20 protein-coding genes are annotated in these 22064 nt (G+C 71.3%); all 20 read right to left on the bottom strand.

What is annotated here, in order from left to right:
- Nucleotides 1–7: 7 nt before the first annotated feature.
- Entirely contained in the window at nucleotides 8–1216 is a 1209-nt protein-coding gene (gene metK, locus DEI97_RS09580; protein WP_111073574.1) for a methionine adenosyltransferase, read from the bottom strand.
- A gap of 5 nt (nucleotides 1217–1221) precedes the next feature.
- The gene (gene rpoZ / locus DEI97_RS09585; RefSeq protein ID WP_110902190.1) at nucleotides 1222–1485 is read right to left on the bottom strand and encodes a DNA-directed RNA polymerase subunit omega; all 264 of its coding nucleotides are present in this window, start codon (nucleotides 1483–1485) and stop codon (nucleotides 1222–1224) included.
- A 29-nt stretch (nucleotides 1486–1514) separates the two neighbouring features.
- Nucleotides 1515–2423 (bottom strand): guanylate kinase, encoded by a 909-nt coding sequence (gene gmk, locus DEI97_RS09590; protein WP_111073713.1) that lies wholly within the window; start codon nucleotides 2421–2423, stop codon nucleotides 1515–1517.
- Nucleotides 2424–2467: 44 nt separating this feature from the next.
- Complete coding sequence (gene pyrF / locus DEI97_RS09595; protein ID WP_111073575.1) at nucleotides 2468–3352, bottom strand: orotidine-5'-phosphate decarboxylase; 885 nt, start codon at nucleotides 3350–3352, stop codon at nucleotides 2468–2470.
- The gene (carB, locus tag DEI97_RS09600) at nucleotides 3349–6627 is read right to left on the bottom strand and encodes a carbamoyl-phosphate synthase large subunit (protein WP_111073576.1); all 3279 of its coding nucleotides are present in this window, start codon (nucleotides 6625–6627) and stop codon (nucleotides 3349–3351) included. The genes pyrF and carB overlap by 4 nt, the downstream gene beginning before the upstream one ends.
- Nucleotides 6627–7844 (bottom strand): glutamine-hydrolyzing carbamoyl-phosphate synthase small subunit, encoded by a 1218-nt coding sequence (gene carA, locus DEI97_RS09605; RefSeq protein WP_111073577.1) that lies wholly within the window; start codon nucleotides 7842–7844, stop codon nucleotides 6627–6629. The genes carB and carA overlap by 1 nt, the downstream gene beginning before the upstream one ends.
- Nucleotides 7841–8386, bottom strand: a complete 546-nt coding sequence (locus tag DEI97_RS09610; protein WP_111073578.1) for a PH-like domain-containing protein — start codon at nucleotides 8384–8386, stop codon at nucleotides 7841–7843. The genes carA and DEI97_RS09610 overlap by 4 nt, the downstream gene beginning before the upstream one ends.
- On the bottom strand, nucleotides 8383–9738 hold the full coding sequence (locus DEI97_RS09615) for a dihydroorotase (protein ID WP_111073579.1): 1356 nt from the start codon (nucleotides 9736–9738) through the stop codon (nucleotides 8383–8385). Before DEI97_RS09615 ends, DEI97_RS09610 begins: the two co-directional genes overlap by 4 nt.
- Nucleotides 9735–10694, bottom strand: a complete 960-nt coding sequence (locus DEI97_RS09620) for an aspartate carbamoyltransferase catalytic subunit (protein WP_111073580.1) — start codon at nucleotides 10692–10694, stop codon at nucleotides 9735–9737. The genes DEI97_RS09615 and DEI97_RS09620 overlap by 4 nt, the downstream gene beginning before the upstream one ends.
- Nucleotides 10691–11275 carry a bifunctional pyr operon transcriptional regulator/uracil phosphoribosyltransferase PyrR gene (gene pyrR / locus DEI97_RS09625; protein ID WP_111073581.1) on the bottom strand — a complete coding sequence of 195 codons (585 nt, stop codon included), beginning with the start codon at nucleotides 11273–11275 and terminating at the stop codon, nucleotides 10691–10693. Before pyrR ends, DEI97_RS09620 begins: the two co-directional genes overlap by 4 nt.
- 75 nt (nucleotides 11276–11350) lie before the next feature.
- Nucleotides 11351–11803, bottom strand: a complete 453-nt coding sequence (gene nusB / locus DEI97_RS09630) for a transcription antitermination factor NusB (protein ID WP_111073582.1) — start codon at nucleotides 11801–11803, stop codon at nucleotides 11351–11353.
- Between the two features lie 11 nt (nucleotides 11804–11814).
- Nucleotides 11815–12375 carry an elongation factor P gene (gene efp, locus DEI97_RS09635; protein ID WP_111073583.1) on the bottom strand — a complete coding sequence of 187 codons (561 nt, stop codon included), beginning with the start codon at nucleotides 12373–12375 and terminating at the stop codon, nucleotides 11815–11817.
- A 71-nt stretch (nucleotides 12376–12446) separates the two neighbouring features.
- Nucleotides 12447–14138, bottom strand: coding sequence for an ABC1 kinase family protein (locus DEI97_RS09640; protein ID WP_111073584.1), 1692 nt, complete (start codon nucleotides 14136–14138; stop codon nucleotides 12447–12449).
- Nucleotides 14139–14212: 74 nt separating this feature from the next.
- Nucleotides 14213–15310, bottom strand: coding sequence for a 3-dehydroquinate synthase (aroB, locus tag DEI97_RS09645; protein WP_374107145.1), 1098 nt, complete (start codon nucleotides 15308–15310; stop codon nucleotides 14213–14215).
- On the bottom strand, nucleotides 15307–15951 hold the full coding sequence (locus DEI97_RS09650) for a shikimate kinase (protein ID WP_111073715.1): 645 nt from the start codon (nucleotides 15949–15951) through the stop codon (nucleotides 15307–15309). The genes aroB and DEI97_RS09650 overlap by 4 nt, the downstream gene beginning before the upstream one ends.
- A gap of 118 nt (nucleotides 15952–16069) precedes the next feature.
- Nucleotides 16070–17773 carry an endolytic transglycosylase MltG gene (mltG, locus tag DEI97_RS09655; protein ID WP_111073585.1) on the bottom strand — a complete coding sequence of 568 codons (1704 nt, stop codon included), beginning with the start codon at nucleotides 17771–17773 and terminating at the stop codon, nucleotides 16070–16072.
- A gap of 72 nt (nucleotides 17774–17845) precedes the next feature.
- Nucleotides 17846–18289 carry a Holliday junction resolvase RuvX gene (gene ruvX / locus DEI97_RS09660; RefSeq protein WP_181439134.1) on the bottom strand — a complete coding sequence of 148 codons (444 nt, stop codon included), beginning with the start codon at nucleotides 18287–18289 and terminating at the stop codon, nucleotides 17846–17848.
- Between the two features lie 8 nt (nucleotides 18290–18297).
- On the bottom strand, nucleotides 18298–20955 hold the full coding sequence (alaS, locus tag DEI97_RS09665) for an alanine--tRNA ligase (protein ID WP_111073587.1): 2658 nt from the start codon (nucleotides 20953–20955) through the stop codon (nucleotides 18298–18300).
- Nucleotides 20956–21002: 47 nt separating this feature from the next.
- On the bottom strand, nucleotides 21003–21197 hold the full coding sequence (locus DEI97_RS09670; protein WP_111073588.1) for a hypothetical protein: 195 nt from the start codon (nucleotides 21195–21197) through the stop codon (nucleotides 21003–21005).
- Nucleotides 21198–21311: 114 nt separating this feature from the next.
- Nucleotides 21312–21941 (bottom strand): 30S ribosomal protein S4, encoded by a 630-nt coding sequence (gene rpsD, locus DEI97_RS09675; RefSeq protein ID WP_110902175.1) that lies wholly within the window; start codon nucleotides 21939–21941, stop codon nucleotides 21312–21314.
- Between the last annotated feature and the right edge of the window lie 123 nt (nucleotides 21942–22064).

Consider the following 22064-nt stretch of genomic DNA (forward strand, 5'->3'; position numbering starts at 1 on the left):
GAGGGCCTCAGACGGTGGCGGAGACGAGTCCTGCCGCGGTGCGGAGCTCCTCGACGCGGTCGAGCTGCTCCCAGGTGAAGCCCGGCAGTTCCCGACCGAAGTGCCCGTAGGTCGCGGTCTGCGCGTACTTCGGGGTCAGCAGGTCGAGGTCGCGGATGATCGCGGCCGGACGCAGGTCGAACACCTGCGTGATGGCGGCCTCGATCGTGGCGTCGTCCACGTGCCCGGTACCGAAGGACTCGACGTACAGACCGACCGGCTTGGCGCGGCCGATGGCGTAGGCGACCTGGACCTCGAGGCGGTCGGCGAGACCGGCCGCGACGGCGTTCTTCGCGACCCAGCGGAGCGCGTACGCCGCCGAACGGTCGACCTTCGACGGGTCCTTGCCGCTGAACGCGCCGCCACCGTGACGGGATGCCCCGCCGTAGGTGTCGACGATGACCTTGCGGCCGGTGAGCCCGGCATCGCCCTGGGGCCCGCCGATCTCGAAGCGGCCGGTCGGGTTCACGATCACGTCGACGTGCGCGGAGTCGAGGTCCACCAGGTCGAGGACCGGACGGATGACGTGCTCGGTGATGTCGGCGGTCAGCTGCTCGAGCGAGACGCTCGGCGCGTGCTGGGTCGACAGGACCACGGTCTCGACGGTCTTCGGCGTGACGCCGTCGTACCCGACCGTGACCTGGGTCTTGCCGTCCGGACGCAGGTAGGTCAGTTCGCCGGACTTGCGCACCGCGGCGAGCTTCTCGGCCAGACGGTGGGCGAGCCAGATGGCGACCGGCATGTACTCCGGCGTCTCGTTCGTCGCGAAGCCGAACATGATGCCCTGGTCGCCGGCACCCTGGCGGTCGAGCGGGTCCATGCCGGCACCCGACCGGGTGTCGAGGGACTCGTCGACACCCTGGGCGATGTCCGGGGACTGCGCGCCGATCGAGATCTCGACGCCGCAGGTACGACCGTCGAAGCTCACGTCGGAGGAGTTGTACCCGATGCCGGTGATGACGTCGCGGACCAGCTGCGGGATCTCGACGTAGCCGGAGGTCGTGACCTCTCCCGCGACGTGCACGAGCCCGGTCGTCACCATCGTCTCGACGGCGACCCGCGCGTGCGGGTCGACCGTGAGCAGGGCGTCCAGGATCGCGTCCGAGATCTGGTCGCAGATCTTGTCGGGGTGGCCTTCGGTCACCGATTCCGACGTGAACAGACGGAGCGCACTCACCGGGATCAGGCGGAGGGCTGCTGCTGCTTGGTGACGGTCAGCTTGTCCTCGTTGATCTCGTGGAGCGCGACCGAGAGCGGCTTGTCGTCGATCGTCGAGTCGACGAGCGGGCCGACGTTGTCGAAGAGCGAGCCTTCGTGCAGGTCGGCGTAGTAGTCGTTGATCTGGCGAGCACGCTTCGAGGCGAAGATCACGAGCGCGTACTTCGACTCGACCTTGCTGAGCAGGTCGTCGATGGGCGGGTCGATGATGCCCTGGGGGTTGGCCATGGGATTGCTCCTCGTCGTCGGTGCACCCGTCAGGGCGCAGAGAACAAGTCTACGACCTCGCGTGCCGCCGTGCTGACATCGGAGTTCACGATCCGCACGTCGAACTCGTCCTGGGCCGCGAGCTCCACCTTGGCGGTCTCGAGCCGGCGCGCCTGTTCCTCCGGCGATTCGGTGCCGCGGCCGATGAGCCGACGGACGAGTTCGTCCCACGTCGGCGGCAGCAGGAACACCAGGACCGCCTCGGGCATGGCGTCCCGCACCTGGCGGGCTCCCTGCAGGTCGATCTCGAGCATGACCTTCTCGCCGGCGTCGAGCGCGCGGTCGATCGGCGGCCGCGGGGTGCCGTACCGGTACGAGTTGTGCACGGTCGCGTACTCGAGCAGTTCGCGGTCGCGGATCATCCGGTCGAACTCGGCGTCGTCGACGAAGTAGTAGTGCACGCCGTCGACCTCGCCCGGACGGGGCTTCCGGGTCGTCGCGGACACGCTGAGGTTCACCTCGGGGTACTGCTCCCGGATGTGCGCACTGACCGTCCCCTTGCCGACCGCGGTGGGCCCGGCCAGGACGACCAGCTTCGACGAGGCACGCTTCCGGCCGCGCTGGGCGAGCCAGTCGGCGAGCTCGGTCCGCTGGCGGCTGCCGAGTCCCCCGAGGCGCTTCGACGGCGCGATGCGGAGGGCCCCCATGACGGCTTCGGCCCGGGCGGGTCCGACTCCGGGCAGGCTCGTCAGCAGGTCGCGGACCCGCAGCGAGCGTTCCGCCGAGGTGGTCGCGACGACGGACTCGTCCTCGGACCACGCGGAGCGGGCGACCTCGAGCGGCGACCGGTCCCCGGCGGCGACCGCGGACTTCACCGCGGCGCGGGCACGCCGTGCGGCGACGGCGGCCTTCGCGGCGGCGACGCGGTCGACCTCCGGCGGGTTGCGGTGCGCCGGCAACGCCGACCGGTCGGCGGCGGGACCGCTGCCCGCCTGCTCGTCGCTCACGCTGCCGACTCCAGGGCCGCGCGGATGCGGGCGGCACGGTCGGCCACGAGGGCGGCGACACCGTCCGGGCCGTCGCCGAGCAGACCGCGGGACTCGTTCACGAGCACCTGCTCGGCACGGCTGCCGTACAGCGCACGGAGGTCCTCGATGCGGGCACCCTGGGCGCCGAAGCCCGGCGCGAGCACGGGGGCGGTACCGATCTCGTCGGCCGTGATGCCGAAGTCGTCGAGGTCGAGGGTCGCGCCGAGCACGAGCCCGACGTCCCCCAGGGCCTGGTCGGCCGTCGTCCGGTTGTCGTCTGCCACGTCGACGACGATACCGGCAGCCACGGTCCGCCCGGCACGCGGGCCCTCCGCCAGCACTGCGGTCTGCAGGACCCGGGCCTCCGGGTTGCTCGTCGCCGCGAGCACGAACACACCGGCGCCGTTCTGTCGGGCGACGGCGATCGTCCCGGTCAACGAGCCGTAGCCCAGGTAGGGCGACACGGTCATCGCGTCGGCCGCGAACGGTCCGTCGCGGTCGAGCCAGGCCAGGGCGTAGTCGTCCCCGGTGGACCCGATGTCGCCGCGCTTGACGTCCGCCACGACCAGGAGGCCCGCATCACGTGCACGACGGATCGTCGCGTCGAGTGCGCGGTAGCCGGGCACCCCGACCGCCTCGAAGAACGCGATCTGCGGCTTCACCATGGCCGCGCGACCGGCGGCCGCGTCGACGAGGGTCGCGCCGAAGGCGGTCAGTCCGGCCTCGTCGCGGCCGAGCCCCCACGCCGCCAGGGTGGCGGCGTGGGGGTCGATACCGACGCACAGTGCGGACCGCGACCCGATGGCGGCGGCGAGCCGGACGCCGAACGGGGTCGGGCCTCCAGGCCGGGCTGGGGTCACCAGCCCGCCCGCTCGAGCGCGTAGTCCTGCAGGCTCCGGACGCTGTGCGGCGTGCCGATCGTCTCGATCGCCGCGACCGCCGCGCCGAGCTGCGAGATCGTCGTGAACAGCGGCTTGTCTGCCGCCACGGTCGCCGCGCGGATCTCGTACCCGTCCGCGCGACCGGCGGCACCGCTCGGCGTGTTGATGACGATGTCGACCTCGTTGCGGGCGAGCAGGTCGACGACGCTCTCCTGCCCCTGGCTGAACTTGCCGACGACGCCCACCAGGATCCCGTTGCGGCGGAGCACCTCGGCGGTGCCCTCGGTCGCGATGATCGTGAAGCCGAGCTGCTGCAGACGGTGCACCGGCAGGACGATGGCGCGCTTGTCGGTGTCGGCGACGCTCACGAACACGGTGCCGCTGGTCGGCAGCCCGCCGTACGCGGCCTCCTGGCTCTTGAGGAACGCCCGCGGGAAGTCGCGGTCGATGCCCATGACCTCACCGGTGGAGCGCATCTCGGGGCTGAGCACCGAGTCGACCACCTGGCCCTCGCGGGTGCGGAAGCGTCGGAAGGGCAGCACGGCCTCCTTGACGGCGATCGGGGACTCCATCGGGACGAAGGCACCGTCGCGGCTCGGCAGCAGTCCCTCGGCGACCAGGTCGTCGATGCTCGTGCCGGTCATGACGCGGGCAGCGGCCTTGGCCAGGGCGATGCCGAGCGCCTTCGAGACGAACGGCACCGTGCGGCTGGCGCGGGGGTTCGCCTCGAGCACGTAGAGCACGCCGGCCGCGATGGCGAACTGCACGTTGAGGAGTCCGCGGACGCCGACCCCGCGGGCGATCTTCTCGGTCGCGTCGACGACGGCCTGGATCTCCGCACGGCCGAGGCCGACCGGGGGCAGGGTGCAGGAGGAGTCACCGGAGTGGATGCCGGCCTCTTCGATGTGCTCCATGACGCCGCCGACGTAGAGCCGGTCGCCGTCGTAGAGCGCGTCGATGTCGATCTCGACCGCGTCGTCCAGGAACCGGTCCACGAGCAGCGGCAGGTCCGGGCCGATGATCGCCTGGTCGGCCATCCGGTCGAAGTAGTCGGCGAGGGTGTCGGAGTCGTAGACGATCTCCATGCCGCGACCGCCGAGCACGAAGGACGGGCGGACGAGCACCGGGTAGCCGATGCCCTCGGCGACCGCGGTGGCGCTGGCCAGGTCGTGCGCGGTGCCGTTCTTCGGCGCGAGCAGGCCGGCGTCGTCGAGGATGCGCGAGAACGCTCCGCGCTCCTCGGCCAGGTCGATCGCGTCGGGGCTGGTGCCGAGGATCGGGATGCCGGCGGCCTCGAGCGGCCTCGCCAGGCCCAGGGCGGTCTGGCCGCCGAGCTGCACGACGACGCCGACGACCTCGCCGGAGGCCTGCTCGGCCGCGATGACCTCGAGGACGTCCTCCACCGTGAGCGGCTCGAAGTAGAGCCGGTCCGAGGTGTCGTAGTCGGTCGAGACCGTCTCCGGGTTGCAGTTCACCATGATCGTCTCGAAGCCGGCGTCGCTCAGTGCGAAGGACGCGTGCACGCACGAGTAGTCGAACTCGACGCCCTGGCCGATGCGGTTCGGGCCGGAGCCCAGGATGACGACCTTCTTGCGGTCGCTCGGGGCGACCTCGGTCTCGGTGTCGTAGGACGAGTAGTGGTACGGCGTCAGGGCCGGGAACTCGCCGGCGCAGGTGTCGACGGTCTTGAACACCGGGCGGATGCCGAACGCGTGACGCTGGTCACGGGCCTCCTGCTCGGTGATGCCGCGCAGCGAGGCGATCTGCGCGTCGCTGAAGCCGTGCTCCTTGGCCCAGCGGACGGTGTCGGCGTCGAGCGTCTCGGCGGCACGGACCTCGTCGGCGACCTCGTTGATGAGGACGATCTGGTCGATGAACCACGGGTCGATCTTCGTGGCCTCGAAGACCTCGGCCGCGGTGGCACCGGCGACGAGCGCCTGCTGCACCGTGACGATGCGGCCGTCGGTCGGGATGGACGACTTCTCGAGCAGCGCGGCCTTGTCGAGCTGGTCGGCCGGGACGTCCCAGTGGAAGCTCGACCCGCGCTTCTCGAGCGAGCGCAGCGACTTCTGCAGCGCGGTGGCGTAGTTGCGGCCGATCGCCATCGCCTCGCCGACGCTCTTCATCGTGGTGGTGAGGGTCGCGTCGGCGGCCGGGAACTTCTCGAACGCGAAGCGCGGGGTCTTCACCACGACGTAGTCGAGCGTCGGCTCGAAGCTCGCCGGGGTGACGCGGGTGATGTCGTTCTGGATCTCGTCCAGGCGGTACCCGATGGCGAGCTTCGCGGCGATCTTGGCGATCGGGAAGCCCGTGGCCTTGGACGCCAGCGCGCTCGACCGCGAGACGCGGGGGTTCATCTCGATGACGATGAGGCGCCCGTTCGACGGGTCGACCGCGAACTGGATGTTGCAGCCGCCGGTGTCGACGCCGACGCGACGGATGATGTCGATGCCGATGTTCCGCATGTTCTGGTACTCGCGGTCGGTCAGCGTCAGCGCCGGGGCGACCGTGATCGAGTCGCCGGTGTGCACGCCGACCGGGTCGACGTTCTCGATCGAGCAGACGACGACCGTGTTGTCGGCGTTGTCCCGCATGAGCTCGAGCTCGTACTCCTTCCAGCCGAGGATCGACTCCTCGAGCAGGACCTCGGTCGTCGGGCTGGACTGCAGCCCGTCGCCGACGAAGCGGACGAGCTCGTCCTCGGTGTACGCGAAGCCGGAACCGAGACCACCCATGGTGAAGGACGGCCGGACGACCAGCGGGTAGCCGAGGTCCTTCGCGAACTCCTTCGCCTCCTCCAGCGTGTGGGCGATGTGGCTGCGTGCCACGTCCGCGCCGGACTCGAGGACGAGCTCCTTGAAGAGCTGGCGGTCCTCACCGCGCTGGATGGCGTCCACCTTGGCGCCGATGAGCTCGACGCCGTACTTCTCGAGGATGCCGGCCTCGTCGAGGGAGATCGCCGCGTTCAGTGCGGTCTGCCCACCGAGGGTCGGCAGGACGGCGTCCGGCTGCTCGATGCGGATGATCTCCTCGAGCGAGGCGTTGGTGATCGGCTCGATGTACGTCGCGTCGGCGAAGTCCGGGTCGGTCATGATCGTCGCCGGGTTCGGGTTCACCAGGATGACGCGGACGCCCTCGGCGCGGAGGACCCGGCACGCCTGGGTGCCGGAGTAGTCGAACTCGGCGGCCTGCCCGATGACGATCGGGCCCGAGCCGATGACCAGGACGGAGCTGATGTCGGAGCGCTTGGGCATCAGTTGCCCTCCTTCGTGGTGTCGGAGCCGTGCGTCGGGTCGGCGGCGGGGGTGGTCGCGTCGGCGGTGGCCGCGTCGAGCGGCTCCCCCTGCCGGCGGGCGAGCACCATGTCCCGGAAGCGGTCGAAGAGGTACATGCTGTCGTGCGGTCCGGCAGCGGCCTCGGGGTGGTACTGCACGCTGAACGCGGGGATGTCGAGCGCCCGGAGGCCCTCCACCACGTTGTCGTTCAGCGAGTAGTGCGAGACCTCGACGCGGCCGAAGCCGACCGGGGACTCGATGACCTGTCCGACGGGCGCGTCGACCGCGAAGCCGTGGTTCTGGCTCGTGATCTCGACCTTGCCGGTGGTGGTGTCGAGCACCGGCTGGTTGATGCCGCGGTGTCCGAAGGGCAGCTTGTAGGTGCCGAAGCCGAGCGCGCGGCCGAGCAGCTGGTTGCCGAAGCAGATCCCGAAGAACGGACGGCCGTCGCGGAGGCTCTCCTGCAGCAGGGTCACCTGCGCGTCGGAGGCCGACGGGTCGCCGGGGCCGTTCGAGTAGAAGAGCGCGTCGGGGTCGAGCTCGCGGAGCCGCTCGACCGTGACGTCCTGCGGCAGCACGTGCACCTCGAAGCCGCGCTCGGACAGGTAGCGGGTGGTCGACGACTTCACGCCGAGGTCGAGGACGGCCAGCGTGCCGATCCGTTCCCCGACCGGCTCGACGACGTACTCCTCGGCCGTGGAGACCTCGGCGGACAGGTTCTTGCCCGCCATGCCGGCCTGCTCGGTGACGACCCGGAGCTGCTCGTCGGCGTCGAGCGTGGCGTCGGCACCGCTGAACACGCCGCCCTTCATGGCGCCGGCGTCGCGGATGCGGCGGGTCAGGGACCGGGTGTCGATGCCGGAGATCCCGACGATGCCGTCGCGCACCAGGTGCTCGTCGAGCGAGGCATCCGCGCGGTGGTTCGAGACCACGCGGCTGGGGTCGCGGACGACGTAGCCGGCGACCCAGATGCGACGGGACTCGGGGTCCTCGTCGTTGACACCGGTGTTGCCGATGTGCGGCGCGGTCTGCACCACGATCTGCCCGGCGTAGGAGGGGTCGGTGAGGGTCTCCTGGTACCCGGTCATGCCGGTCGCGAAGACCACCTCGCCGAGCGTGCGCCCGCGGGCGCCGTAGGCCCAGCCGTCGTACCGGGTGCCGTCTTCGAGGACCAGTACGGCCCGTTCGCGTGTCATGAGTTCGTCCCTTCGCCCGCGGTCTGCGGGGAGTCGTTCGTCGTCGCCAGTCCCTGCAGGGCGGTGAGCGCTTCCGCGTCGCCCTCCGGGAACCGGAAGTAGGTGTCGAGGTCCGTCGCTGCTGCGGCGCCGGTCGCCGTCCATCGCAGTCGGACCAGTCCCCCGGGCTCGACCACACGGTCGATGGCCCACGTGGCCCGGTCGGCGCCGCGGACGGCACTCCGGGCGATCCACCGGTCGTCCACACCGGCGTGGTGCAGCACGACACCGGTCGCGTGCACGGTCACCCCGCCGCGGCCACGGAAGCCGAGTCCGCCGGCGGTGATCCGTTCGAGCGGCTGGTCGGCGCGGGTCGTCGCGACGGTGAAGCCGTCCCACGACCCGGTCGCCGGACCGCGGTCGGCCGGCACCGGGACGGGAGGCACGGCCTCCGCCTGCCGTCGGCTGCGCGTCCGCCAGGTGCGGGCCATCGCGACGAACAGCGCGGCCACCGCGAGCAAGATGACCCCGCCGAGCAGCCAGCGTGCCGCGTCACCGCTCATGCCGTCGCCACCCGTGCCGCCGCTGCCCGAGCGGCGACGGTCTCGCTGTCGACGAGCTGTCCGTCGAGGAGCGTGGGCATGCCGTGGTGGAAGGTCGCGACGACCCGGCCGGGCAGCGGCATGCCGAGGTAGGGCGAGTTCTGCGACTGCCCGTGCAGGTCGGCTGCCGAGAAGTCCCGGCTCGCGGCGGGGTCGTAGAGCGTGATCTCGGCCGGGGCGCCCTCGGCGATCGCGTGGCCGTGGCCCTCGACCTGGCCGATCCGGGCCGGGGCGCTCGAGAGCACCCGGGCGACGTCGGCCCAGTCGAGTCGACCGTCCTCGACCACGGCGGCGTGCACGACGCGCAGCGCGGACTCGAGGCCGACCATGCCGTTCGCGGCGGCCGGCCACTCGCAGTGCTTCGCCTCGGCCGGGTGCGGGGCGTGGTCCGTCGCGACGATGTCGATCGTGCCGTCGGCGAGGGCCGCGCGGAGCGCCTCGACGTCCTCGCGGCGGCGGAGCGGCGGGTTCACCTTGTAGCGGGCGTCGTAGCCCGGGGCGCCGTCGTGTCCGGCGATGAGGTCCTCGGTGAGCAGGAGGTGGTGCGGGGTGACCTCAGCGGTGACGTCGATGCCGCGGGCCTTCGCCCAGCGGATCACCTCGACGCTGCCCGCCGTGGAGACGTGGCAGACGTGCAGTCGTGCGCCGACGTGCTCGGCGAGCAGGACGTCGCGGGCGATGATCGACTCCTCGGCCACGGCCGGCCACCCCGCCAGGCCGAGCTCCGAGGACAGGCGGCCCTCGTTCATCTGCGCGCCGATGGTCAGGCGGGGCTCCTGCGCGTGCTGGGCGAGCACCCCGCCGAAGCCCTTGATGTACTCGAGCGCCCGACGCATGAGCAGCGGGTCGGCGACGCACGAGCCGTCGTCGGAGAACACCCGGACCTTCGCGCGGGAGGTCGCCATCGCGCCGATCTCGGCCAGGTGCGTGCCCTGCAGTCCCTGCGAGACGGCACCGATCGGCCGGACGGTGACGTAACCGGCGTCGTCCCCGAGCGCCTGCACCTGCTCGACGACCCCGGCGGTGTCGGCGACCGGCGACGAGTTCGCCATCGCGTTCACTGCCGTGAAGCCGCCGGCGGCCGCGGCCCGCGAGCCGGACAGGACCGTCTCGGACTCCTCGTGGCCGGGCTCCCGGAGGTGCGTGTGCAGGTCGACCAGACCCGGCAGGGCGAGCAGCCCGTCGGCATCGACGACCGTGGCGCCGGCCGCGTCGAGACCGGACCCGACCGCGGTGACGAGCCGTCCCTCCAGGCGGATGTCGGCACGCGAGCCGTCGACCAGCTGCGCGCCACGGATCAGGTGTGCGGTCATGCGACGGACTCCTTCTGCTGGTCACCGGTGAGGGCGAGGTAGAGCACGGCCATCCGGACCGAGACGCCGTTCGCGACCTGTTCGACGACCGTCGAACGGGCGTCGTCCGCGGCCACGCCGGCGATCTCGAGCCCGCGGTTCATCGGCCCCGGGTGCATCACGAGGGTGCGCTCCGGCAGCCGCGCGAAGCGGGCGGCGGTCAGGCCGAAGTGCCGCGTGTACTCGCGGGGGTTCGGGAAGAAGGCGTCGTTCATCCGCTCCTGCTGGATGCGGAGCGTCATCACGACGTCCGGGTCCTCGGCGAGGGCCGCGTCCAGGTCGTGGTGGACGGCGGCGCCGAACGGCCGGTCGACCGCGGGCAGCAGGGTCGGCGGGGCGGCGAAGGTGACGTGTGCGCCGAGCGTGCGGAGCAGCCAGGCGTTGCTCCGGGCGACGCGACTGTGCAGCACGTCGCCGACGATGAGCACCCGGACGCCGTCGAGTCCCTGGCCGCGGCTGTCCGCGCCGTGCAGGCGGCGGCGCATCGTGAACGCGTCGAGGAGCGCCTGCGTGGGGTGCTCGTGCGTGCCGTCGCCGGCGTTGACCACGGGCACGTCGATCCAGTCGGCCTCGGCGAGCACCCGGGGGGCGCCGGACGCGCCGTGCCGGATCACGATGCCGTCGATGCCCATAGCGTCGAGGGTCTGGACGGTGTCCTTGAGGGACTCGCCCTTCGAGACGCTGGAGCCCTTCGCGGCGAAGTTGATGACGTCCGCGGACAGTCGCTTGGCGGCGGCCTCGAACGAGATGCGGGTGCGGGTCGAGTCCTCGAAGAAGAGGTTCACGATCGTCCGACCGCGGAGCGCCGGGAGCTTCCGGACCTCGCGCGTGTTGACCTCGGCCATCTCCTCGGCGACGTCGAGGATCCGCACGGCGTCGTCCCGCGACAGGTCGGCGGTGGAGAGCAGGTGCCTCATGCCGCACCGCCCGGTTCCGTGCTGCCCTGTTCGATGACGACGTCGTCGACGCCGTCGGTCTCGGTCAGGTGCAGGGTGACCCGCTCGTCCCCGGCTGTCGGGAGGTTCTTGCCGACGTGGTCGGCGCGGATCGGCAGCTCGCGGTGGCCGCGGTCGACGAGGACCGCCAGCCGGACCGCACGGGGGCGTCCGATGCCCTGCAGTGCGTCGAGTGCCGCGCGGACGGTACGGCCCGAGTAGAGGACGTCGTCGACCAGGACGACGACCTTGCCGTCGACACCGCCGGCCGGGATCACCGTCGGGTGCGGTGCGCGACCGATGCCGCGGCGCAGGTCGTCGCGGTACATCGTGACGTCGAGGGCGCCGACCCGCTCACTGCCGATGCCCCCGGTGGCGGACTCCCACCCGGGCTCGATGTCGGCGAGGATGCGTCCGAGCCGCTCGGCCAGGACGGCGCCGCGGGTCGGGATGCCGAGCAACACCAGGTCCGAGCCACCGTGGTTGGCCTCGAGGATCTCGTGTGCGATGCGCGTCAGAGCGCGCGTGATGTCGGGTTGCTGCAGGACCGTTCTGGTACCCACGCAGACCTCCTTCCCCGTCTCTCTGGACGGCTCCCGTCTCTCAGGACGGCTTCAAGGATGCTGACGGGTTCGAGCCTAGTGGGACTCCTGGTCCTCCGCGACAGTCCGACCGGACGGTCCACGACCACCGGCGACGGCGCCGAGGACGCCGTTCACGAAACCGGCCGAGTCGTCGGTGGACAGCGACTGCGCGAGCTCGACGGCTTCGGCGATCGCGACCGCGTCGGGGACCTCCGGGTTGAACCGGAGCTCCCAGACGCCCATGCGCAGGATGCAGCGGTCGAGCACCGGCATGCGGGCGATCGCCCAACCCTGCGCGTGGTCGGTGATGACGTCGTCGATCTCGTAGCGGGCCTCGTCGATGCCCGTGACGATCTGCCGCGCGTAGTCCCAGCTGGAGGTACGCTCCGGCTGGTCGAGGTGGCGGACCGTCTCGGTCGCGAGGACGTCCGCGATCGGCAGCTCGCGCACCTCGGCCACGTAGAGCATGTCGAGGGCGCGCTTGCGCGCCTTGGAACGAGCACTCATCCGGTCAGCGCCTAGTCGTTGACGCGGCCGAGGTAGTTGCCGTCACGCGTGTCGACCTTGACCTTGGTGCCGCTCTCGAGGAAGAGCGGGACCTGGATCTGGTAGCCCGTGACGATCGTCGCCGGCTTGGTGCCACCGGAGGAACGGTCGCCCTGCAGGCCCGGCTCGGTCTCGATCGTGGTGACGATCGAGGTCGGGAGCTCGACGTAGAGCGGGTTGCCCTCGTTCATCGCGATGGTGACCTGCGCGGACTCGAGCAGGAAGTTCTTCGCGTCGCCGACGACCGTCGACGGGACGTTGATCTGGTCGTAGGTGTCCTGGTCCATGAACACGTACGAGTCGCCGTCCTCGTAGAGGTACTGGTAGTCGCGGCGGTCCACCACGGCGGTCACGATCTTCGCGCCGGCGTTGAACGTGCGGTCGACGACCTTGCCCGACACGACGTTCTTGAGCTTGGTGCGCACGAAGGCGCCGCCCTTGCCCGGCTTCACGTGCTGGAACTCGACGACCGACCAGAGCTGCCCGTCGATGATGAGAACGGCGCCGTTCTTGATGTCAGTGGTACTCGCCATTGGTCTTCCGTTCGATGGTGTTGTGAAGGTCTCACGGGCTCGTGGAGCCCCGGACGAGTGTAGCGGACGGGCTACTGCCGTCGGCGCGCGACCCAGGCGTCGATCGCCGCCCACACCAGCAGCACGACGCTGGTGCCACCGAGCAGGGCCCCGGCGACGAGCGTCGAGATGACCGCGGTCGGGCGGACCGGCTCGGCGAGGTACACCACGGACAGGAGGCCCGCCCCGGCTCCCAGGAGCACGAGCAGCACCCGACGGATCATGCCCGACACAGTCTGACGGTCCCGGCGGTCGCTGAGCAGGCGGATGTTCACCGACAGCTTGCCGGCCTCCACCGCCTCGGTGATCTTGTCGATCCGCCGGGGCAGGCGGCGCGCCGAGGTGACGAGGCCGAACAGCTCGCGGACCAGGACGCTCCGGATCGCCGCTGGTCGCAGCTGGTCACGGATCTGCTCGGCGGCGAGTCCGCGCGACTCCTCGAGCAGGTCGAAGGACGGGGTCAGCGTGCGGAGCGTGCCCTCGAAGATCGCGAGCGCGCGGGCCGCCGCCACGAAGTCCGCCGGGGCGCGGAGCCGGTAGCGGCCGAAGACCTCGACGGCGTCGTCGACCGTCTCGACGCCGATCCGGGCGCCCGGACCGAGCTCCTCGGCGACGAACCGGGCCATGTCCCGACGGAAGTCCGCCTCGTCCTCCACGTTCTGGACCGGCGCCATCCGGAGCACCGTGTCGGCGATCCGCGCGGTGTCGTCCTGCAGGTACGCGGCCAACAGTTCCTGGACCGTGTCCCGGAGACCCGGGTCGAGCCTCCCGACCGATCCGAAGTCGATGAGCGCGGGCCGCCCGTCGGGCAGCACCAGCACGTTCCCCGGGTGCAGGTCCGCGTGGTATACGCCGTCGAAGACGACCTGGCGGAGGAACGAGCGGAGGATCGAGCGCATCGGCTCGTCGAGGTCGCGGTCCGAGCGCTCGGCGCGGATCGCGCTGAGCGTGTCGCCCTCCAGGAACTCCATCACGAGCACGCGGCGGCTCGACAGGTCTCGGTACGGCTCCGGGAACCGGACCTCGTCGGGCCGGGCGCTGCGGGCCTGGGCGGCGCGGAGCGACTCGAGGTTCCGGAGCTCGGCCGAGAAGTCCACCTGCCGGATCAGGTCGGCGCCGTACTGTTCGGCAACCTGGACGATCCCGAGCTGGCGGGCCTGGGCCGAGGTCCGGGTCAGGAACCGCACGGCCCGGAGCGCGATGTCGACGTCTCGGCGGACGGCCACGTCGATGCCCGGGCGCTGGACCTTCACGGCCACCGCGGTTCCGTCGGTGAGCCGCGCACGGTGCACCTGCGCGATCGACGCCGCGGCGAGCGGCTCGGGGTCGAAGGACGCGAACACCCGGTCCACCGGCGCACCGAGTTCGGCCTCGAGCAAGGCCGTGACCTCCTCGGGCGCGGCGGGACGGACGTTCCGCTGCAGGTGCGCGAGTTCCTCGGTCCACTCCTCCGGCAGCAGGTCGTCGCGGGTCGAGAGCAGCTGGCCCATCTTCACGAACCCGCCGCCGGCCTCCTCGAGCGCACGGCGGAGGTGGTCGGCCTGGCTGCGGCGGAGCTCGGACGTCGCCGGGTCGTGCGAGAAGTCGAGTCGCCGGAAGGGCAGCAGCGCGTGCCGTCGGGCGATGCCGAGGACCTCTGCGAAGCGTCGGCCCCGACTCCGGAACCCCGCGGGTTCCTGACGTTGCTGGGGGGAGAAGTCGCTGAGGCGGGGCGGGTTGGGCACGATGCCAGTCTGCTCCGCGGGCCTGGGGTCCAGCGGGGCACGCTGCGGTCCCGGCACCGGCCCGGGTCACACGCTCAGGCGCCGACCTCCTGGTAGGCGGTGAAGAGCAGGTGGTCCTCGGGACCCTCGAGCGTCACGGGCTTGCCGACCGCGTCGAGGATGATGAAGCGGAGCATGCCGGCCCGTGCCTTCTTGTCGCGGCGCATGGTCGCGAGCAGGCTCTGCCAGCGGCCGAGCGGGTACGTCGTCGGCAGGGACAGCGAGTCCAGGATCGAGCGGTGCCGGTCGACCGTGGCGTCGTCCAGGTGCCCGGTGAGCCGTGCGAGCTCGGCGGCGAACACCATGCCGACCGCGACCGCCGCACCGTGCCGCCACTGGTACCGCTCGGCGTGCTCGATCGCGTGGCCGAGGGTGTGGCCGTAGTTGAGGACCTCGCGGCGACCCTGCTCGGTGAAGTCCTCCGACACGACCTGTGCCTTCAGCTCGATCGCGAGCTCGACCACGCGCCGGAACTCCGGGGTCGTCGGGTCGGTCACGCGGTCGACGTCCGCCTCGATCACGTCGAGGATCTCGGGCACCGCGATGAAGCCGGCCTTCACGATCTCGGCGAAGCCCGCCAGGATCTCGTTGCGCGGCAGGCTGCGGAGCAGGTCGAGGTCGCCGACCACGGCGCGCGGGGCCGCGAAGGCGCCGACCAGGTTCTTGCCCTCGTTCGTGTTGATGCCGGTCTTGCCGCCGACGCTGGCGTCGACGAGGCCGAGGACGGTGGTCGGCATCGACAGGTACGGCACGCCGCGCAGCCAGGTGGCGGCGACGAACCCGGCGAGGTCGGTGACCGCGCCGCCACCGAGGCCGATCACGGCATCGGTGCGGGTGAAGTCCGACTGGCCCATGACCTGCCAGCAGAACGAGGCGACCTCGATGCGCTTGGCGGCCTCGGCGTCGGGCACCTCGGCGATGAGGGCTTCGAGCCCGGCGCCGACGAGCAGCTGGCGGAGGTCCTCGGCACGGGCACCCAGGGTCGGGGCATGCACGATGAGCACCTTCGCCACACGCGGGCCGAGCAGGGCGGGGACCGAGGCGAGCAGCCCGTTGCCGATCGCGACGACGTAGCCGCCCTCACCGCCGACGCGGATCTCGGTGGTGCCTTCGGGCAGGGTCGACTCGGTCACGGTGCTCCTTCGTCGGAGGTGGGTGCTGCGGGGCTGGGTGCTGCGGGACCGGCTGTTGCGCTACCGGGTGCTGCGGGACCGGGTGCTGCGGTACCGGGTGCTGCGGGCGTCGGTTCCGCGTCGCTGCCCGGGGTGCTGCGGACCCAGGCGACGATGTCCTCGGCGACCCGGGACATCGGCCGGCGTGAGGTGTCGAACACGGCGTGGGCCAGCTCCGCGTAGGTGTCGGCCCGCTCGTCGAGGATGCGCTGCCACGCCGTGATGCCACCCGCGGCGATCAGCGGGCGGTCACTCCCGACGATCCGTGCGGCGACCGCCTCGGCCGTCACGGTGAGCAGGACGACGTGCGCCCCGGCCATCGCGGCGCGGGTGTCCGGGTGCATGACCGCTCCCCCGCCGACCGACACGACGCCGCCGGTCTGCACGGCCTGACGGACCGCTGCGGCCTCGAGTTCGCGGAACGCCGGCTCACCGTGCTCGGCGAAGAACTGCGGGAGCGGACCGTGCTCGCGGACGATCACCCGGTCGGTGTCGGTGAACGGGACGCCGAGGGCCTTCGCGACCCGGCGACCGACGCTCGACTTGCCGGCACCCATCGGACCGATCACGACGATCGGCGCTGCGGTCGACCCCTGGAGCATGACGACCATCCTCCCACAGCGACGACGGGCGGCGTCCGGTGCCCCGTGCGGGACACCGACCGCCGCCCGTCGCGTGGTCGTGCTGGTGGTCGCGTGGTCGTACTGGTGGTCCGAGTGCCTACTGGTAGTTCGGGTGTGCCCGCAGCCAGGCCTGGAACTGCTTGACGGCCTGTTCGTGCTGCGCGAGCGTGTCCGAGAACACCGTCTCCCCGGTCTCCAGGTTCACCGTCACGAAGTAGCGCCAGTTGCCGGTCGCCATCTTGGTCACCGCGTTGATGGCGAGGTCACCGGGGTTGGAGATCGGCGCCGGCGGCAGCCCCTCGTGCTGGTACGTGTTGTACCGGTTCGACGCGTCCGCGCGCTCGGCATCCGTCGTCGTCACACGGTGGGTGTTGCCCGTGCCGTAGGCGACGGTCGCGTCGGACTGCAGGAGCATCCCGTCGTCGAGCCGGTTCTGGAACACCCGGGCGACCTTCGGGTAGTCGGCGGCGAGACCGGCCTCCTTCTGCACGAGCGACGCGAACACGACCACCCGCTCCTGGTCGGCCTCGGCGACACCGGCGGACTTCAGATGTTGCTTCATGGTGTCGACCATGGTCTTGAAGTACTGCTCCGCCGTCCACTTCGGGTTGATCGGGTACGTGGCGGGGAACAGCCAGCCCTCGAGCGTGGTGACGCCGGACGGCAGCCCGTAGGCGGAGAGGTCCTTCGCAGCGGCCTCGACGTCAGCCTTGCTCAGCCCGGCCTTCGAGACCATGCCGGCCTCGATGTCCGCAAGCGCCGTGCCCTCGGGGATGACGATGGACGGGTCCTGGACCCGGTTGGCCTTGTCCTGCAGTGCCGTCAGCGCAGCCTTCGAGCTCATCTTCTTCTTGAGCGCGTACGAACCTGGCTGGAACTGCACGTTCGGCGACGCGAGCAGCAGCTGGTAGAACACCTTCGAGGTCTTCACGACACCGCTCCGCTGCAGCGTCGCGGCGACGTCCTCGCCGATGTCGCCGTCCTTGATCGTGATCGTCACCTTCGAGGTGCCGTCACCGGTGTAGTCGTCGCTCTCCTGCGAGCCCGAGATCGCGCTGGCGATGGCCTGGATCTTCGGGGCGGCGAAGTTGTAGGCGACGGCACCGCCGGCGACCACGATCGCCACGATGACGATCCCGGCGATCAGCGGGCCCTTGCGTCGCGGTGGACGTTCGTCGCGCGGCAGCCGGGAGGCTCCACCACGTCCGCCACGTCGGCCTCCGTCGTTGCCGCCTCGGCCACCGGCACCGCGGCCGCCGCCGGTGAGGTCGTCGCCGGCGAGGCCGTCGTCGCTGGGGCCGTCGTCGAGAGGGCCGTCCGCCGGCCGGGCGTCGGTCGCGTCGGCGCTGGCTGCGGCATCCGCAGCCGCCCCGGCACTCGCGTCCTCGCCGCGCGCTCCCGGGACCGGACCGCTGTGGAGGGAGCCGCCGAGGAGGGCGTGCACGTCGGGGTGGACGTCACCGTCCGTGGGGGCTGCGCCGACGACGGGTCGGGGGGCGGGCCTCCCGGCATCGTCACGCCGGACGTCGTCGCGGGGAGCAACGTCGCTCGCCGTGTCGTCGCTCGCTGCGCCGTCGCTCACCGTGCGGTCACGGGGGGCGTCGCCGTCGGTCGGAGTCTCGTCGGGACGGGCGGCCGCTTCGGCTCGTGCCCGTGCTGCCCGGGCTTCCCGACGCGAGAGCGGCGGTCCGTCCGTGGGTGTGTCGGTGGGGTCCTCGCCTCGGCGGGTCCCCGTGCGGTCACGGCGCTCGGCGTCGCTGCCGGGCGCGATGATCGCGTTCCAGTCCAGATCGTCTGCCAACGGTCCTCGGTCTCTCGGTCGGGAACCCCGTGCGGCTCCGGAGGCGCTGGGGCGGGTCCGGGAGGGCAGCTGTCAGGGGAGTTCGGCCCCGGGTGGGGCGCCGGCTGCGCGCTCGTGGTCGAGCGCATGTTGCAGAATGATAACAGCGGCGGCTTGGTCGATCACGGCCCGGGACTTCTTGGTGTTCTTCCCCGCCTGGTGCAGCCCGCGCTGCGCGGTGACCGTCGACAGCCGTTCGTCGACGAGCCGGACCGGACGGTGCGCCGCGATCCGGGCGGCGAAGTCCCGCGCGTCCGTGGTCGACGCGGTGTCGCCGCCCGACATCGACAGCGGCAGTCCGACGACGACCTCGAGGACGTCGTACTCGTCCGCGATCGCCAGGATCCGGCGGACGTCGGCGGAGTCGTCGCGACGGACGGTCTCGACCGGGGTCGCGAGGAGTCCGTCTCGGTCACACACGGCGACCCCGATCCGGGCGCGACCGACGTCGATGCCGAGCCGGCGCCCGGAGCGGATCGTCACCGTCAGGCCGCGATGCGGTCGGACACGGCGCGGAGGGCCGCCGGCAGCGCCGACGCGTCGGTGCCACCGCCCTGCGCGAGGTCCGGCTTGCCACCGCCACCGCCGCCGAGGACACCGGCTGCCTCCTTGGCGAGCGGACCCGCCTGGACGCCTGCGGCGCGGGCGGCGTCGTTCGTCGCGACGATCACGACCGGCTTGCCGCCGACGACGGCACCGAGCACGACCACGGCCGCGTCCGAGCCGAGCTGGCCACGGACGCCGGTGGCCAGGGCGCGGAGGTCGTCGCCCGACGAGAGCCCGTCGACGACCTGGGCGACCAGCGCGACGGCACCGACACGCTCGGCGGCCCGGGCGATCGCCGGCACGCGCTGCTGCAGGTTCGCCGACTCGAACTCGGCGATCCGCTTCTGGGCCGTCTTCAGGTCCTCGAGCAGCGACTGCACGCGGCCCGGCAGGTCGTCACGCGGTGCCTTGAGCGCGCTGGAGAGCTGCGACACGATGGTCCGCTCGACCGCGAGCTCGCGGAAGCCCTCGAGCCCGACGAGGGCCTCGACGCGGCGGTTGGTCGACCCGACGCTGGACTCGCCCACCAGGTTGACGAGGCCGACCTGGGCGCTGGAGGCCACGTGGATGCCACCGCAGAGTTCACGGGACCACGGGCCGCCGATGTCGACCATGCGGACCTCGGAGCCGTACTTCTCGCCGAACAGCGCCTGGGCACCGAGCGCCTTGGCGTCGTCGATCGGCAGGATGCGCGTGGAGACCTCGAGGTCGGAGCGGATCGCGGTGTTCACGACCTCCTCGATCTCGGTGCGGGTCTCGAGTGACACCGGCTGGCTCCAGGAGAAGTCCAGGCGCATGTAGCCGGCCTTGTTGTACGAACCCGCCTGCAGTGCCTCCGGGCCGAGGACGTCACGGAGCGCCGCGTTCACCAGGTGCGTGGCCGAGTGGGCCTGGGTCGCACCGCGGCGGTACTCGGCGTCCACCAGGGTGGTCGCCGGGTCATCGACGCCGACCTCGCCCGAACGGACCTGGACGGTGTGGCTCCAGAGGCCGGAGACCGGGCGCTGCACGTCGAGTACCTCGAGGTCGAAGCCGTTGCCGACGATCGAGCCCTGGTCGGCGTCCTGGCCACCGGACTCGGCGTACAGCGACGTCTCGCTGAGGATGACCTCGGCGATGTCGCCCGCGACCGCGCGGTCCACGCTCCGGCCGTCGACGATGAGACCGAGGATCCGGCTCTCGGCCTGCAGCCCGTCGTAGCCGAGGAAGACGGTCTCCCCCGCGGCACGGAACGCGCTGTAGACGCTGAGGTCGGCGAGGGCGGTCTTCTTGCTCTTCGCGTCGGCCTTGGCGCGCGAGCGCTGCTCCGACATGAGGGTCTCGAACGCGGAACGGTCGACGTGGACGCCGGCCTCTTCCGCCATCTCCATCGTCAGGTCGATCGGGAACCCGAAGGTGTCGTGCAGCAGGAACGCGGTGTCCCCGCCGATCGACGGTCGGCCGTCCTGCTTGGCGCGGTCGACGGCGACGTCCAGGATCGTCGTGCCCTGCGCGAGGGTGCGGAGGAACGTCTCCTCTTCGGCGTAGGCGATGCGGGCGATGCGGTCGTACTGCTCGCCGACCTCGGGGTAGGCGGCCTGCATGGCGTCGCGCGACGCCGGGAACAGCCGGGGGAAGGTCGCACCCTCGACCCCGAGCAGCCGCATCGCGCGCACCGTGCGGCGGAGCAGTCGGCGGAGGATGTAGCCGCGGCCCTCGTTCGACGGCGAGACGCCGTCGGTGATGAGCATGAGCGCCGAGCGGACGTGGTCGGCGATGACCCGCATCCGGACGTCGTCCTCGTGGTCGGCGCCGTAGCGTCGGCCGGACACCGCGGCGGCCTCGTCGAGGACCGGGCGCACCTGGTCGATCTCGTACATGTTGTCGACGCCCTGCTTGATGAAGGCGACGCGCTCGAGCCCCATGCCGGTGTCGATGTTCTTGTTCGGCAGCTCGCCGGTGATCTCGAAGTCGTACTTCGACCGCACGTCGGCGATCTGGTACTGCATGAAGACCAGGTTCCAGATCTCGACGTAGCGGTCGTCGTCGGTGGCCGGGCCACCGTCGATGCCGTACTCCGGGCCGCGGTCGAAGAAGATCTCCGAGCAGGGGCCGGCCGGACCGGGCTGCCCGGTGGACCAGTAGTTCGTGTCCTTGCCGAGGCGCTGGATCCGGTCGTCGGGCAGCGTCGAGTGCCGCATCCAGAACTCGATCGCCTCGTCGTCCTCTTCGTAGACGGTGACCCACAGGTCGTCGGCCGAGAACCCGAGCCCACCGTCGGACTCCGGGTTCGTCAGGAACTCCCAGGCGTACTGGATCGCCTGCTCCTTGAAGTAGTCCCCGAACGAGAAGTTGCCGTTCATCTGGAAGAACGTGCCGTGCCGCGGGGTCTTGCCGACCTCTTCGATGTCGTTGGTGCGGATGCACTTCTGGACGCTCGTCGCGCGGGGGTACGGCGCCGGGATGAGCCCGGTGAGGTACGGGATGAACGGCACCATGCCGGCCACCGTGAACAGCAGCGACGGGTCGTCCGAGACGAGCGACGCGGACGGGACGACGGTGTGGCCGCGGTCACCGAAGAACTGGAGCCAACGACGGCGGATCTCTGCGGTCTGCATGGTGCTTCCTGTAGGGCGTGTGGCGGGGACGGGAGGCTCGGGGTGGGTCAGGTGGGCGAGTGGCCGTTCGGGCGCAGCTCGGCTTCGCGCGAGCGGTACCCCTCGGCCACGGCGCCCGTGAAGGCCTTCGCCCGGGCGTCGACCTGGGCGAGGAGGTGTGCGGCGGACGGCGTCCGGCTGACGCGCTGTGCCGCGACGAACCCGATGACCACGCCGACGGCGACGAAGAACAGCTGCTTCACGATGCCTCCCTCTCGCGTGCGCCGGAGCGCACGTCGGACAAGCGTATCGCGGGGACGCAGAACGGCGGGCCGCCCTCCGAGGAGGACGACCCGCCGTTCACACAGGTGCTGGGATCAGCGGGCTGCGTAGTACTCGACGACGAGCTGCACTTCACAGGTCACGGGGACCTCGGCGCGCTTCGGACGACGCACCAGGCGGGCCTGGAGCTTGTCGATCTCGACCTCGAGGTAGCCCGGGACCTTCGGGAGGACTTCCTGGTGGCCACCGGCAGCGGCGACCTGGAAGGGCTCGAGCGACTCGGAGCGCTGCTTGACGTGGATCAGCTGGCCCTCCTTGACGCGGAAGGAGGGGCGGTCGACGAGCTTGCCGTCGACCAGGATGTGACGGTGCACGATCAGCTGGCGGGCCTGCGAGGTGGTGCGGGCGAAGCCGGCACGGAGCACGAGGGCGTCCAGACGCGTCTCGAGGGTCTCGACGAGGTTCTCACCGGTCAGACCGGCGGCCTTGCGGGACTCTTCGAAGACGATGCGGAGCTGCTTCTCGCGGATGCCGTACTGGGCGCGCAGACGCTGCTTCTCACGGAGACGGACGGCGTAGTCGCTGTCCTGACGACGGCGCGTACGGCCGTGCTCACCGGGCCCGTAGGGGCGCTTCTCGAGGTAACGGGCCGCCTTCGGCGTCAGCGGGATGCCGAGCGCGCGAGACAGGCGGGTCTTGCTGCGGGTGCGTGACTTGGTAGACACAGGGTCCTTTTCTCTGTACTGAACTGAAGTTGTCACGGGTCTCGGAGCGCGCACGCTCCGACGGACCCCGTGACGGGATCCAGAGGGATGAGCCTGTGGGATCGGGCGGCTACAGCCCGAACC

Source organism: Curtobacterium sp. MCLR17_032 (assembly GCF_003234795.2).
GTDB lineage: Bacteria > Actinomycetota > Actinomycetes > Actinomycetales > Microbacteriaceae > Curtobacterium.